15 protein-coding genes are annotated in these 15,248 nt (G+C 39.1%); 7 read left to right on the forward strand and 8 right to left on the reverse strand.

The window, feature by feature from the left end; genetic code table 11:
• Positions 1-43 precede the first annotated feature (43 nt).
• A complete protein-coding gene (locus AC5WOE_RS18945; RefSeq protein WP_496053241.1) occupies positions 44-1,342 on the reverse strand; it encodes a DnaD domain protein in 1,299 nt (432 codons plus the stop codon).
• Positions 1,343-1,430: 88 nt separating this feature from the next.
• Entirely contained in the window at positions 1,431-1,937 is a 507-nt protein-coding gene (gene nrdR / locus AC5WOE_RS18950; RefSeq protein WP_496053242.1) for a transcriptional regulator NrdR, read from the reverse strand.
• Positions 1,938-2,176: 239 nt separating this feature from the next.
• Here nrdR and AC5WOE_RS18955 point away from each other — a divergent pair, with 239 nt between their 5' ends.
• Entirely contained in the window at positions 2,177-2,953 is a 777-nt protein-coding gene (locus AC5WOE_RS18955) for an SDR family NAD(P)-dependent oxidoreductase (protein ID WP_496051364.1), read from the forward strand.
• A 76-nt stretch (positions 2,954-3,029) separates the two neighbouring features.
• On the opposite strand, the gene AC5WOE_RS18960 is transcribed toward AC5WOE_RS18955, so the two are convergent.
• From AC5WOE_RS18960 to polA, 5 genes are all read right to left on the reverse strand, one after another.
• A complete protein-coding gene (locus AC5WOE_RS18960) occupies positions 3,030-4,064 on the reverse strand; it encodes a glyceraldehyde-3-phosphate dehydrogenase (RefSeq protein ID WP_496053243.1) in 1,035 nt (344 codons plus the stop codon).
• 170 nt (positions 4,065-4,234) lie between these two features.
• Positions 4,235-4,846, reverse strand: a complete 612-nt coding sequence (locus AC5WOE_RS18965) for a lytic transglycosylase domain-containing protein (protein ID WP_496051362.1) — start codon at positions 4,844-4,846, stop codon at positions 4,235-4,237.
• Complete coding sequence (gene coaE, locus AC5WOE_RS18970) at positions 4,828-5,442, reverse strand: dephospho-CoA kinase (protein WP_496051361.1); 615 nt, start codon at positions 5,440-5,442, stop codon at positions 4,828-4,830. The genes AC5WOE_RS18965 and coaE overlap by 19 nt, the downstream gene beginning before the upstream one ends.
• Positions 5,443-5,457: 15 nt before the next feature.
• Positions 5,458-6,282: a DNA-formamidopyrimidine glycosylase gene (gene mutM / locus AC5WOE_RS18975; protein ID WP_496051360.1), complete on the reverse strand. Its 825-nt coding sequence runs from the start codon at positions 6,280-6,282 to the stop codon at positions 5,458-5,460.
• Positions 6,283-6,315: 33 nt separating this feature from the next.
• Positions 6,316-8,976, reverse strand: a complete 2,661-nt coding sequence (gene polA / locus AC5WOE_RS18980) for a DNA polymerase I (RefSeq protein WP_496053244.1) — start codon at positions 8,974-8,976, stop codon at positions 6,316-6,318.
• Between the two features lie 176 nt (positions 8,977-9,152).
• On the opposite strand from polA, the gene AC5WOE_RS18985 reads away from it, so the two are divergent.
• The 3 genes from AC5WOE_RS18985 (at position 9,153) to AC5WOE_RS18995 (ending at position 11,733) form a co-directional block, all read left to right on the forward strand.
• Positions 9,153-10,829: a YndJ family protein gene (locus AC5WOE_RS18985; protein WP_496053245.1), complete on the forward strand. Its 1,677-nt coding sequence runs from the start codon at positions 9,153-9,155 to the stop codon at positions 10,827-10,829.
• 118 nt (positions 10,830-10,947) lie between these two features.
• Positions 10,948-11,178 (forward strand): hypothetical protein, encoded by a 231-nt coding sequence (locus tag AC5WOE_RS18990; RefSeq protein WP_496051357.1) that lies wholly within the window; start codon positions 10,948-10,950, stop codon positions 11,176-11,178.
• A gap of 150 nt (positions 11,179-11,328) precedes the next feature.
• Positions 11,329-11,733 (forward strand): hypothetical protein, encoded by a 405-nt coding sequence (locus tag AC5WOE_RS18995; protein ID WP_496051356.1) that lies wholly within the window; start codon positions 11,329-11,331, stop codon positions 11,731-11,733.
• A gap of 103 nt (positions 11,734-11,836) precedes the next feature.
• Here the strand turns inward: AC5WOE_RS18995 and AC5WOE_RS19000 are convergent, their stop codons facing one another.
• Complete coding sequence (locus AC5WOE_RS19000) at positions 11,837-12,193, reverse strand: hypothetical protein (protein WP_496051355.1); 357 nt, start codon at positions 12,191-12,193, stop codon at positions 11,837-11,839.
• 261 nt (positions 12,194-12,454) lie between these two features.
• On the opposite strand from AC5WOE_RS19000, the gene AC5WOE_RS19005 reads away from it, so the two are divergent.
• The 3 genes from AC5WOE_RS19005 to pstA all read left to right on the forward strand — a co-directional run bounded on the left by AC5WOE_RS19005 (position 12,455) and on the right by pstA (position 15,245).
• Positions 12,455-13,351: a phosphate ABC transporter substrate-binding protein gene (locus tag AC5WOE_RS19005; protein WP_496053246.1), complete on the forward strand. Its 897-nt coding sequence runs from the start codon at positions 12,455-12,457 to the stop codon at positions 13,349-13,351.
• A gap of 86 nt (positions 13,352-13,437) precedes the next feature.
• Positions 13,438-14,355 carry a phosphate ABC transporter permease subunit PstC gene (gene pstC, locus AC5WOE_RS19010; protein WP_496051353.1) on the forward strand — a complete coding sequence of 306 codons (918 nt, stop codon included), beginning with the start codon at positions 13,438-13,440 and terminating at the stop codon, positions 14,353-14,355.
• The gene (pstA, locus tag AC5WOE_RS19015; protein WP_496051352.1) at positions 14,352-15,245 is read left to right on the forward strand and encodes a phosphate ABC transporter permease PstA; all 894 of its coding nucleotides are present in this window, start codon (positions 14,352-14,354) and stop codon (positions 15,243-15,245) included. The genes pstC and pstA overlap by 4 nt, the downstream gene beginning before the upstream one ends.
• Positions 15,246-15,248 lie beyond the last annotated feature (3 nt).

The following is a 15,248-nucleotide window of genomic DNA, read 5'->3' on the forward strand; positions in this document are numbered from 1 at the left end:
CATTTTCAAGTCCTTTCAAACTGACAAAAGTTATTATAGCACGCTACTCTTTATTGTGCAACACTTGTTTTTCTGTTGAACGTAAAAATTTCATTGTTGCTTGAATATCATCATAAGTCCCTTGAAGTTCTTCATCTGTAAAACTAGGCTCGATAACTTCCCGAGCGATGGTTTTAGGCAATTTTTTCACACTAGATTTTCTTCTAGCTTTTGTTGTGCTGGAGTTTTGGTTTGATTGTTTGGTATGTTCTTTGAGCGCTTGTACTCTTGCTTGCTCAGATGTTTGAATATTTAAACGTTTCCAGTGAGAAGCTATTTTTTCTACATATGCCTTTGGTAATTTACGATCACACTTTAGCATGACAAAATCTAACAGCACATTCACAACAGGTGCAGGTAACTGATAATGTGTGAGCAATGATTGAATCAGATTCATCTCACTCTTTGGTACAGCTGCTCCTCCTTGATAGTGAGCTAAAAGTTCGAATGGAGAAATAGTCTCTAACAACTGGAAATGTTTTTCTTTAGGAGACATTGCTGGCTCTGGTATAGTTGGCTTTTCCTTGTCTGAAGGTGAAACAACAGAATTATCGGAATAAGGTGCCGTATTTAAATAATGGAAAAGTTTTTCTAAATTAACATGTCCACTGTATGAAACTTCTGGATTTTGAATAGCTTTTATCAACATAGACTCATCCAACTTAAATAGATAACAAGCTTGTTTCAACTCTGATTCAAGTTGAGAAGTCCAATTAGCAGGTTTAATAATCGATGCCAATCGTGAACGAATAAACCCAAAATCGATATTCGATTTTCGCTTTTTCGTAGCTGGTATTGTTTGAGTAGAAGCAGCAACTTCTTTTTGTCCATATACTTCTTGGAAACTTTTCGTCAAATTGACGCTCTGAATCTCTTTATCTTCTGGCCACACTCGATTTTTCACCATTTGATACTCATCTTTCCCCAGACGGTGTTGCAATTGAATTGCCAATGGCATGGTTTGAAAAAAAGTAAGGGGTGCCAAGGGCGATATAACTTGGTATTCCAAGTAGTTGCCCTCTCTTTGATTACTTTTTTCAAATGTTCGCAGTAAGCCAACTCCCTCTAACTGATATCTCGCTTCTAACAATTGATTATGTGAAATAGAGAGTAATTTGAAGAGATATGTATGTGTAAGCAGAGTGGAAGTTTCTTGTTGGGAAGCCTGCGAGTGAAGCGTCACATATAATCCAACTCCCATAACTCCGACAATTGGTTGATAGAGATGTGTCATAGTAAAAAGATCTGTATCATCCAATGCTTTTTCTTGTCGACTACGAAATTGGATTTCTTGCCAAAACATAGAATGTGACCTCCCCTAATTTTTTCTCCCGAATGAATAGCGGGTTTGTTCATTCTATCGCAAATGGGTACTCAAAGCCAACCAAAATTTATTCTCGATCTATGTCGTTTTCATCCAAAAAATGTTCTATATCTCCTTCATTTGACCTTTTTCGTAAATCTTCCAATTCTCTTACAAAAAGGTGAATGTCTTGAAATTGTCGATAGACAGACGCAAAACGAACATAGGCAACTTCATCGATTTTCACCAACCGTTCCAATACCATTTCTCCTATTTCAGTAGTTGGAACTTCCAAAATACCTACCTCACGAAGTTTTCGTTCCATATCGAGAACGAGACCTTCTAAACTACTCGTCGGAACTGGTCTTTTCTCACATGCTCGAATCAACCCACGTAATAATTTTTCTCGACTAAATTCTTCTCGGCTCCCGTCTTTTTTTATTACCATCAATGGTTTTTCTTCTATCATTTCAAAAGTTGTAAATCGCTCATTACAAGCTTCGCACTCTCGCCTCCTTCTAATCGCTTTTCCTTCATGTACAGGTCGCGAATCAAGCACTCGGCTCCCATTATGATTACAAATCGGACATTTCATTAACTTTCCTCCCGTATCCAGTCTACTATCATTTAAAGATACAGTTAAATGATCAGATGCTCAATCCTGTTTTTTCACCTGAACTTATGAGATCTATTTTATTGAAAAAAGAAGGCAAATTCAAAAAATAGCAACCTATAGTTTTGAAAATTATTCGTCTAAAATATGACAATACTCTATTGGTTTCTTTTTTGAAGTATACTAAAAAGATATTGAAAATCAGGGAGCGTAAAAGAATAGTGAAACGTTTTCAAGATAAAGTAGTTCTCATTACTGGTGCTACAGATGGAGTAGGCTATCAAGCGGCAAAGCAATTTGCTCAAGAAGGAGCAAAACTTGCACTTATTGATAACTATCAAAATATTAGTGCAATGCAATTGTCCTCAAAAGACCATTTTATTTCTGATCGATCACTGTTGATCTCGATGGAAGGAGGCAAAGACTCTGAAATAACAGTCTGTATTGATGACATTGTACAATATTTCGGCACCATCGATATTTTCGTATATGCATCACCAAATGATTGTATGGTTGGCCCTATTGAAGAAGTGGAAGAAAATGAATTAGATAAATTGTATCACCACGTAAAAGACATTGTTTTTCTCATTAAACAAGTGATCCCCATCATGCAAAGAAACGGAGGAGGCTCTATTGTAACTTATGGTACAGTTGCTGGACTCATGGGACTTCCTATGCTTTCATCACATGTTATGTTACAACATGCCTTGTTAGGATTAGTCAAAACAGTAGCATTGGAAAATAGCCAATCAAATATCCGTGTCAACGCTGTTATTTCTGCTCCTATTGAATCTAGTTTGATGGACCGCCTCGAAAGCAAATTAAATCCAGGAATGGAGAAACAAGTACGTCAAGATTTCTGCCGTTACATACCGATGAAGAGATATGGAACTACTACAGAAGTAGCAAATACTATCTTATTTTTAGCTTCAGAGGAAGCGAAATATACAACAGGAAGCGTCTACAACGTAGATGGTGGTATGTCTGCTACAAGATAAAAACCGTTCCTCCAATGGAACGGTTTTTTATTTATTCTGCATACAACTTAAGACGTGATCCCCAGATCATAGTTGGTTAAGCAGTAACATGTACTAATTTTTTTTGATGAAGTGTTTCCCCTACATATTTTGCCAGATCTGCCACTCGGCAAGAATAACCCCATTCATTATCATACCATGCGAGTACTTTTACTTGTCTTTCTCCCATTACCATTGTCGAAAGTGCATCAACTATTGAAGAATTTTCATTCCCAGTAAAGTCAGTAGATACAAGTGGAAGTTCACAATATTGCAAAATTCCTTTCATTTCTTGTGCAGAAGCATTACGAAAAGCCTCATTTACCATTTCTGCTGTTACATTTGTCTGTAAATTCACTACCAAATCCACTACAGAAACATTTGGAGTTGGAACTCTCAGCGAAAAACCGTTCAACTTCCCCTGTAATTCAGGAATAACTAGTCCTAATGCTTTTGCTGCCCCTGTCTTAGTAGGAATAATCGATTGAGAACATGCGCGGGCACGGCGCAAATCTTTATGTGGATTATCGAGATTATTTTGGTCATTTGTAAAGGAATGAACAGTTGTCATCAATCCATGTTCGATTCCAAAACGATCATGTAAAACTTTTACAACTGGTGCAAGACCATTTGTGGTACATGATGCGTTGGAAATAATGTGATGGTTTTCAGGATCATAAATTTCATGATTCACTCCCATAACGATCGTAGCATCCTCATTTTTACCTGGTGCTGTAATTACTACTTTTTTGGCACCTGCTTGTAAATGAAGAGAAGCTCCCTCGCGATCACAGAACTTACCAGTAGCCTCTATTACAACATCTACACCCAACTCTTCCCAAGGCAGTTCCAAAGGATTTCGATTGGAAACCAAGCGCACAGCTTGACGATTGACGTAGAGCATCCCTTCTTCTGCAATAACTTCTTCATCAAAAAAACCATGTATGGTATCAAACTTAATAAGATGTGCCAATGTTTCTGCTGGATAGCTCGCATTAATTGCAACTACCTCAATAGTGGGGTCCGTGATCGCTTTTCTAAAAACCATTCTTCCAATTCGCCCAAAACCATTTATGGCAATGCGTAGTTTCATATAATTGCTTCCCCTTCCGACGCTTTTATAACACACTAATCCTCTATTTCATTATAATCAGTATGTCACATTTTGCAATATAGAACATCTAATAAAACATGCCTATTTTTCATTTCGATAGAACATAAGGAATATTTCCACAAGAAAAAACGGACATAAAAGCTGTCCGCTTAATCTTTCACTAAATCCATATACAGCGATTTGTATTTTTCATAGAAAAAGGTTACCCGTTGTACATAATGTCTAGTTTCCCCATAGGGAATCTTTTGTACATTCTGCCTTGTTCCATCCCATGTTCCATCTTTTAACCATTTCTGTACTCGTGATGGTCCTGCGTTATATGCTGCGATTACTGCGACTTTGTTGCCTTTAAATTGTCGGGTTAGATCACTTAAATACCAACTTCCGACTTGTATGTTCACTGCTGGTACTTTGATGTACTGTCGCATGGAAGGTGAAAAATTTCCTTTTTTAATCGCATAGTCTACTGTTGGAATCATCAATTGCATCAATCCTTGTGCACCAACATGAGACTGTTTTTCCGGATCAAACTTGGTCTCTACACGAATGATAGCCATAATTAGAAATGGGTCTGTGTTTGTCTGTTTTGCGCTTTTTAAAATATTGCTCTCATAATCTAACGGATAAATCCAACGATTAAACAAAGGAAATGCGATTACAAGGGATAGAATAATGAAAATAATTCCAATGGCGATAAACCTTTTTCTTGGAAGAGCCTGAAGGGCTGGCTCAATCCATTTCTTTAGGTTAGATGATTCCATAATGCCACTACCTGTCTCTTTGTTTGTTGAACTGTCCCACTATTATCAATCAAGTAGTTCGCCAAACTTTTTTTCTCTTCTATCGACAGTTGCGATTGAATACGAAACTCTACCTCTTTCTGGTTAAAGTTGTTACGTAACTGCAAACGCCTGCGTTGTACCTCTTCAGGCACATATATCACAATAACCTTTTGGACAAAATTGGTCAAATTTTCTTCATACAACAAAGGAATATCCCAAATCACCACAGCGTCTTTCATTTGCTTTAAGATCTCGTCGGTTTGCCTCTGCATTTCTTTCATGATAAGTGGATGTAACAAATTGTTCAGTTGTTTTCTCGCTGAGGGATTTTGAAATATAATCTGAGCAAGCTTGTCCCTTTTCAAATGACCATCTGCTGTAAAAAGTTCTTTTCCAAAGTGTTCTTTTATCCTATTTGCACCTAACTGATCCGGCTCTACTATTTGTCGCGAAATCTGATCTGCATCTATGATATATGCCCCAAGTTCCCGAAGCATTTCAGCTACTGTACTTTTACCTGTAGCAATCCCGCCTGTCAATCCATATATCATATCATCACCATATACTTTCTTCATTGAAAAACAAAGCTTTTAATGCTGGCATGTATTACAAATGTGTGTCCCTCGTCCAGCAACAATTAATCTACTGATCGGATTCCCACATGTATAACATGGCTCATTTTTTCTTCCGTATACTTTTATCTGTAATTGAAAATATCCCATTTCTCCTTGGCCATTCACATAGGATCTCACAGATGAACCGCCTGCATCGATCGCCGTTTGGAGAGTTTCGCGGATAGCCTGAAATAGTTCGGATACCTCTTTTTTTGTTAAACTTTTAGCTACACGCTCTGGATGAATTTTTGCTCGATGCAAAGCTTCATCGACATATATATTACCTAGTCCAACAACAAAATGTTGATTGAGCAGTAAGGCTTTTATTTTTGTCGTTTTTTTACTCAGTTGAGATTGAAACCACTGCTTTGTAAACTCATCACCGAGCGGTTCAGGACCCAATTTGGCAAGAGGTGCATCATTGTCCTCTTCACCGCGTAAAAACAAATCCATCGTTCCAAACTGGCGTACATCCTTATAACGTAACTCTGAACCATCTGTAAAATGAAAAACAACATGGTCATGTTTTTCAACTGGATCTGTGCTCTTTGCCATCCGATACTTGCCCTCCATCCTCAAATGAGAGACTAATACGTATGGATCAGCAAATAGCTTTAAAAATTTGCCTCTTCGCTCAACAGCAGTAATCGTGGTACCTGCTAATTTCTCAGCGAATTCCTTACTATCATCTGGTTTGCGAATAATACGCGGCAGAGAGACAGTAACTTCACAAATGGTTTTCCCCACAACAAGAGAAGACAAAGTCCGTCTTACTGTCTCTACTTCTGGTAATTCTGGCATTTCTCCATCCTCTTTCTCTATTTTCATCTGTTTTTATTTAGCTTCATACCAACTCTTGCCTATATTGACATCTACTTTGAGCGGTACGCTAAGCGGAACTGCATGTTCCATCTTTTCACGAACTAATTTTTTCAGTTCCTCCAGCTCCTCTGGTGGAACTTCAAAGATAAGTTCGTCATGTACTTGCAGTAACATTCTACTTTTTAACTGACGTTCTTGCATAGCTCGATATAGATGCACCATGGCATTTTTGATAATATCTGCTGCACTGCCTTGGATAGGTGTATTCATCGCAGTCCGTTCCGCAAAACTTCTCGCGTTAAACTGTGAAGCATTGATGTCTGGGAGATAACGTCGACGATTTAGCAAAGTAGTTACATATCCTGTTTTTCGTGCTTCAACCACCACTTCATCCATAAATTTTCGGACGTTTGGATAAGTGGCAAAGTAACGCTCAATAAATTCTTTCGCTTCCTTTTGTGGGATATTAATGTTTTGCGACAGACCAAATGCACTGATTCCATATACAATCCCAAAATTCACCGCTTTTGCTTTACTTCTCATCAATGAAGAAACTTCTGTTGTATCTACACCAAATACATCCATTGCAGTTTGTGTATGAATATCTCTATCTTCTTGAAAAGCTCTCTGCAAAATTGGATCTTCGGATAAATGGGCTAATATTCTCAGTTCTACTTGTGAATAGTCCGCAGCTAAAATCACCCAGTTTTCTTCTGAAGGAACGAATACTTGACGAATTTGTCGTCCCTCTTCTAAACGTATGGGGATATTTTGCAAGTTTGGTTCCGTGCTGCTCAGTCTTCCTGTCGCTGCGATCGTTTGATTAAATCGCGTATGAATCTTTTCATCCGACGCAATTTCCTTTTTTAATCCTTCTATATAAGTGGAGTATAACTTTCCAACCTGACGATAGTGTAAAATTTTTTCAACAATCTCGTGTTGTGGAGCAAGTTTTTCTAAAACATCTGCTCCAGTCGAGTATCCTGTCTTCGTTTTTTTGATCACTGGAAGGCCCAGTTTTTCAAATAATATCTCTGATAATTGTTTCGGTGAATTAATATTAAAGGCTGTACCGGCCAGCTCAATGATCTCTTTTTCCAATTGGTCGATCTTCTCTTTAAAAGTAACACCAAGCTCTTCTAATTGGGTTTTATCTACCTTGACCCCGGTTTCTTCCATATTAGCAAGGACAGCCGCTAATGGCATTTCCAATTCACATAGTAATTTGGTCAGATCATTTTCTTCTAATTGTTTTTCAAATGTATCGTATAAAGCAAATAGTTTTGCCGTTTTTTTGGTAACATGGCTTGCTAAAGCATCTCCTGTCAGCGGTCTTCGCTTTGCTCCTTTCCCATAAGCTTCCTCATCAGAAGGCAGGTAACCTACGCTTTGCTGCAAAGCTAAATCACTTATCTCCAACTTTGTTTCCGATGGATTGAGCACATAGGCTGAAAGCAATACATCAAAAACAAATCCATGAATAGGGATTTGTTCTCTTTCCAATAAAATCTTACTTCGTTTTAAATCATACACGACTTTTTGTTTTTCTTTGTCCTCCACCCATATACGAAAAGCATCCCAATCCTTGGCAACTTCAAATGACAGAAACACATTTTCATCAGGACTCGATAAACCTATTCCAGTAATGGTGGCATGATGAGGATTGTCTACATCTGTTTCCAGATGAATTGCAAGAGGAGACTGCTGAAACAAATGTGCCCACTCCTCTTTATTTGCTTCTTCTATCTGCACATAATCATGAGCAGCAGTTGGAATCTCCATCCGGCCTTCTTCATCTGAAATAAAAAGAGGAGATTTATCCACTCGATCCATAAGAGTACGAAACTCAAGACGCGAAAAGACATCCCTAACCTTGTCCCGCTGAAAATCTTGCAACTTTATTTCCGCAAATGAGAACGGTAGCGGCACTTCCGTATGAATCGTAGCTAATTTTTTACTCAATACTGCATCATCTGCAAACTCCCGCAATTTCTCCTGAAGTTTTTTTCCGGAATATTCCTCTGGATGGGCAATAATTTCTTCAACAGTTGGGTACTTGGCTAACAGTTTTAGGGCAGTCTTTTCCCCTACCCCAGGAATTCCCGGAATGTTATCGGAAGGATCTCCCATCAATCCCTTTAAATCTACAATTTGATCAGGGCGGAGTCCATAACGCTCATGAAGCCTTGCTTCATCATATCGATCGACCTCGGTAACGCCTTTTATCGTATGTAGAACCGTTACATGATCATCAATGAGTTGAAATAAGTCTTTATCTCCACTGACAATCAGCGTAGTTATTTTTTCTTGCTCCGCTTGAACAGCCAATGTACCAATAATATCATCGGCTTCAAACCCATTTAGTTGATAGGATTGAATAGCAAAAGCATCTAATATCTCTTGTACCAATGGCACTTGCTCGGACAGTTCCCCTGGAGTTTTATCTCTTTTTCCTTTGTATGCTTCATAGTCTTTATGACGAAATGTCATTTTACCCGCATCAAAAGCAACTAAAACATGAGTTGGTTTTTCTTCTTCTAACATTTTCACTAGCATCATCGCAAATCCGTAGGCTGCATTGGTATGAATACCTGAAGAATTAGAAAGGAGAGGAAGAGCAAAAAATGCTCGATATAAAATACTGTTTCCGTCAATTAACATTAATTTTTTCATAACTTTCACAACCTTACCCGATCAAAATAAACTCCAACTCATTGTATCACTATCCGCACATGCGTTTCCAGTAAATTCCCAGTAAGTTACATTTGGCTTGAAATATTTTAATCCAAATACTCAGAAAGTACTTTTATGGTAGACTAATTAAAAAACAGAAAAGGAATTTATTTTGTATGAACAATACTTTCGCAAGAAATTTTCTGATTTCTACCATTCTCTGGATCATATTTGTCGTGCTCGCAGATGGTTTGGAACGACTATTACTGATTTCAATATTTCTTGCGATCCCGTTACTCTTATTTCTTGTCCCCACAATAAAACGTGATGGAAGCGACTCACATTATCATGATTTTTTAATGGGATATCATCCATACGTGGCTTGTACAATAGGATTGGCATTTGTATTTCCAGCAGGCAGTTTGATTTCGGGAATTTTATCGATTCCATGGGCCATCTACCTTCTTGCTTTAGCAGGATATGGAGTCAGAAGATTATTAGAACGCGGCTCACATGTATTAGAAGAGAATGCTATCGACATTGGGTTGATCTATTCTTTTATCGGTGGAGCAGCCTTGAGTGTATATTGCTTTGGCGGCAGCTTACTTGGTTACCGTGGTGAGATGCTGCTTTTAACTGCTTCTCATTTTCACTTTGCAGCTATCTTTTCCCCTTTGTTTATTGGACTAGTAGGAAGAGAACTCTGTCCTGGTTCAAAACTCGGACGCCTTTTTCGCTGGACAACCATTGGCTTAATGGCAAGTCCGCTTTTCGTTGCTATCGGTATCTATACCAATCATATCCTGGAAACAATAGCTGTATTTCTGTACGCCGTATGTTTGTTTGTCTATAGCTATTTTGTTTTGGTGCATATCAGCAAGAAAGCAACCCGCCTCATTGTACGGTTTGCCCTGCAAGCTTCTGCTGTTATTGTCGTTCTAACCATTTTATTATCTGTCGCTTTCAGTATCTCCACTCTATTCGGACACCATTGGCTGACGATGGATCAAATGAAAGTTTATCACGGAGCTGTCAATGCCATTGGTTTTATTTTATTTGGATTGTTCGGTTGGGTCTACCTAAAACCGATGGAAAATACCGTACTATATGGACTGCCGCATACGAATATCAATGGTGAAAACAAAATAGGCAAAAATTTTTTAGATCGAAAAAAACTCACCGATCCAACGCAACAATATGCTGGTTTGGTTGACAACTTAGAAAAATTTGCCCGGAGCGATTTTTTCCCATCACAAGTCCATCCAAAAATCCGCTCTTTTTATGAGAATACGATGCTTTATGAGCTCGCTGCTCAGATCACTTGGCATCGTGGATTTCGGCTTCTAGCAAAAATACATAGAGCTTGGTCAAAGAAAACCCAACAAATCAATTTACCTACAAATCAGGAAGAAATTATCCAAATAGATAGTCAAATCATTGGTGTTTGCAACGAAAAACAATATTGGAATAAAAATCTTCGCGCTTGGGTTCGTACCTATAAGGGCACCGATCAAACGATGTTCGTCGCCATCTATTCTGATCATTATCACGACAACGAACAGTACTTGCACATTACACTTCCTATCCCAAAACGAAATCTGACAGGAATCCTACGTCTGGAACATGGTGCTGACCTTTCCTTACAGATCACAAGTTTGCCAAGAAGAGGACGCAAAGGAGACGAAGGAATTTATCTGATGATAAAAAACTACTCCTTCCGCCTTCCTCTTAATGAGCACTTTTTAATTTGGGTGGATGAGTACGGCAGATTGCAAGCTACTCATCGTATGTGGTTATTTGGCCTCAAATTATTGAACATTGAATATGAGATATCAGGTAAAGTCAATGGCTAAACAGATAGATCTAGAGTAATATTCTAGATCTTTTTTATTGCCATCACATTCATAATGAATTACAATCCAAAAGAATGTATAAATATACATTCTCTGTTCCCACAAGAGAGGAAAAACTGTGGCGCAATCCATTGCTGACATCCTCCGCGAAGCAAGAGTAAGGGCAGAAGCACTCAACTCTCCTCAAAAGGAAAAAACACGAGGTGTCGCAAGCCTGTTGAGGATTGTGTTTGACTTGCTTCGTGTTCTGGCATTGATGCAAAAGAAAGTGTCAGGACTTGAAACGCGGGTCAAGGAGCTTGAAGACCAGCTCTCTTCCAAGCGATCCAATGATCGAGTGGACGGATAGCTAGTGAAAAGGCGGTGTGCCACACGGCATACCGCCCACCGATATAAAAGGTAAGAAAATATATATAATTAGGTGAATTTCTCCATCCATTTACATTCTTCTCGTTTGGCGATAGGATAAAGTCATTCACCGGCATGGAAAGGTACTGGTATGACTCCGGAACTTCGGAACATGATCATCGCACTGGTCAACCTTCTGCCCGAGGCAGAGCAGGTCCTTCAAAAGAAGGAAAATCCACTGGAGTTCATCTCCAAAGCCGAACCTGTAATCATCGCTGTCAAGGATCAGTTGAAGGAAATAGAGGATGAGGATCTCAAGGAGTACATCTGGAAGGTAGCGAGGTTCTTCTCCAAAGCACAAAAGAAGATCGCCCCTGCCATGAGGGAACTCTTCAACCTCGCCATGTCTCCCAACAAGACCGGACCGGTCAAGCCTGAAATCATCCAGAAAGGTTGCCTCGACGACATTCAGACGGGATGCAACTATTTCAAGGATGGTGTAAAGGCACTCCAAGCTGTTAAGAAGCAAGCTGGAGAGCTGTTCCCTTCCGTTTGAGTCCCAGTGACTCTTTCCAGGCCACGCCCTCACACAAGCAACATCGTGTGCAGGGCGGCCAGTAAAAAATGAACGAACATATAAATGGGACAAAAAGACCAAATCAAACGATTTGGTCTTTCTTCTTGTTCTGTTTCCACTTTAAGACCAAATCAAACAACCAATAAAGAAAACCATAGAGCAATGCTAACATCCAGCCTTGGGCAGCTAGAAAAAATGCGATACTGACACCTATATGAAGCAGAAAAGAGACGATTAGCTGAAAGCCTGATGATAATCCTTTAATAAAAAAATCAATTAGGATGGAAAAAGGTAATAGTATGATTCCCGCAATAGAGAGTAGAAAACCTGAAAATAGTCCTAGGAAAGAAGTAAAAAGACTTCCACCCAAATAGATTGACAAAAACAGAAAAACGACAAGGGACTGAAAAAGCCAAGCGTAAATTTTCCGTTTAATCATAAATATTCCCCTTCATATTTTTTACATACTTTCGATACTTATAATATAAATGTTCTTTCTTTCATTGTTATTAACCTCCTAAAATAAATAGCTATTTTTAATAATTATAAACTAAAAATAATATTTTTAAAACACAAAAAATTAACCAAATCGTAACATTTATTTACACTAGGTTTACATTTCCTTCATTTATCAACAATAGTTCACACGTATAGTGAAAGAGAACAAAGATTTGATCAGCAAATTTAGGAGGAATCTTTCGTGAAGTTAAAAAGAAGTATCTTGGTAAGTGGAGTCATCGGGCTTGCATTCAGCAGCTTGCTCGCAGCATGTAGCGGCAATATAAATAATCAAAATAACAATCAATTGTCTGGAAATCTAACATCTGTTGGATCTACCGCTATGCAGCCATTTGTCGAAGAAGCGAGTAAAACCTTCATGTCCAAGAACCCAGGTGTACAGATCAATGTACAGGGCGGAGGAAGTGGACAAGGACTAACCGCAGCCATGAATGATACTGCCGACTTAGGCAATTCCGATATATTTGCAGAAGAAAAAGAAAAGATCGATGCTTCAAAACTAGTAGATCACAAAACATTTGTCGTTGGAATTGCACCAGTTGTCAATCCAAACGTAGGAGTTACCAATCTTACCCAACAACAATTAATCGATATCTTTACAGGTAAAATTAAAAACTGGAAAGAAGTCGGCGGAAAAGACCAAGCGATTGTACTCGTTAACCGTTCAGAAAGCTCTGGAACACGTGCTGCATTTGCTAAATTCGCTCTCCAAGATAACAAAGAATTTCGCGGTAAAGGCGGCATCGTAGAAGATTCATCTGGTACAGTACGCAAAATTATCGGTCAAACACAAGGAGCTATCGGTTATCTCGCCTTCTCCTATGTCGATAATACGGTGAAAGCACTGACATTGGATGGTGTCCAACCTACCAATGAGAATGTCACCACAAATAAATGGAAAGTATGGGCTTATGAACACATCTACACCAATACCAACGGAAAAAACAAACAACTCGAAGAAGCATTTATCAAATATATTCTTTCCGATGAAGTACAAAAAGGACTAGTTACCAAATTAAATTATATCCCTATTTCAGATATGAAAGTAGAAAGAGATTCCGATGGCAACGTGAAATAATTGCTACACAACTAGGAATAAGGAGCCCTTTTTCAGGGAATAGGCTCCTTATTCCCTTTTGAGTTTTTCTTGGAGAGGAGTTCATTATGAAAGAAAAAGGCAATACTTCTTTAGCGGAAAAGCTACAGACACCTGCCAAGCGCATCTTCTGGACAGAATGGAGAGGTCGTTCGGTTACGTATGTCAGCGTTTGGATTGTAATCCTTATCTTGTTATCCTTGCTTTGGTTTATCACCTCCAAAGGATTACAACCCTTTCTAAATGGAGAAATAACACTCAGCCAGTTTTTTTCTACCGATTGGAGTCCGCAAGATAATAAATTCGGCTCACTCTATATCATACTGGGGTCCTTTATGGTCACCATCGGTGCAACTATTATCAGTGCACCACTTGGAATCAGTGCTGCTATCTTTATGACCGAAATCGCACCTAAGTGGGGAAAAAAGATTTTACAGCCGGCAACGGAGATATTAGTCGGGATTCCCTCTGTTGTCTATGGATTTATGGGACTAACGCTGTTGGTTCCTTTTATCGGTAAGCTCATCGGAGGAATTGGTTTTGGGCTTCTAGCAGGGATTTTGGTTCTGTCCATTATGATCCTCCCAACAATCATCAGCATCAGTGTTGATGCCATTGAAGCTGTACCGCAAAAATACCGAGAAGGCTCCTATGCCCTTGGGGCTACACGTTGGCAGACCATCTGGAAAATCGTCTTAAAAACCGCACTACCTGGATTGATGACTGCTGTTGTCTTAGGGATGGCACGCGCTTTCGGGGAAGCTCTTGCTGTGCAAATGGTCATTGGTAATGTACCAAATGCCCCTTTTCATTTCTTTATCTCGATCCACACATTAACCAGTATGATCACGCAAAACATGGGAAATACCGTACCAAGCGAAACATTTAACCAAGTCCTTTGGTTGATGGGACTAGTCCTTCTTCTAATGACACTCGCATTTATCCTTGTTATTCGCTTGATTACACGACGGAGGGATGTCTCATGAACGCAAAACAAATGGATCGTTTGGCAACCCTTTTCTTTTATATTGTAGCTATTTTTATTGTCTGTACTTTGATCGGATTATTAGGCTTCATTCTCGTTCGAGGCATTTCATATATATCTTGGGATTTCTTAACGGAGGCTCCAGGTTCTTATATTTTAGGAGAAGTTGGCGGAATTGCACCGATGCTTTTTAACTCTTTTTATTTGCTCATTCTCACGATGATTATTACGTTGCCAATTGGAATCGGCGGCGGAATTTATATGGCAGAATACGCTAAGCCAACTCGTTTTACCAAGTTTCTGCGGTTATGTATGGAAGTGATGTCTTCCTTGCCATCGATTATCATCGGACTATTTGGCCTCTTGCTTTTTGTTCAATATACCGGTTGGGGATACACCTTAGCTGGTGGTGCACTTGCACTTACTATCTTTAATCTGCCATTGATGGTTCGAGTAGTAGAACAAGCGATTACCGCAGTACCAAAAGACCAAAAAGAAGCTTCATTGGCACTTGGGATTACCCATTGGCAAACGATCACCAAAATTATGCTTCCAGTAGCTTTACCAGGTATTGTCACTGGAGCCATCTTAGCAGCTGGACGTATTTTTGGGGAAGCAGCGGCTCTCCTCTTTACTGCTGGAATGAGCTCTCCAAATCTTGATTTTACGAACTGGGACCCAACTTCTGTCAGCTCTCCGCTCAATCCATTCCGACCAGCTGCTACCTTGTCGGTTTATATCTGGAAAGTCAATTCCGATAGTTTATCTACGCAAACAGCAGCTATCGTGTCTGGCGGTTCGGCATTTATTTTAATTTGTGCTGTTCTTTTATTCACTATATTTGCCCGCCTGCTCGGCAAATATATTTATCGTCGATTGACATCATCATGATTG

The organism is Shimazuella sp. NTD248, from assembly GCF_059510395.1.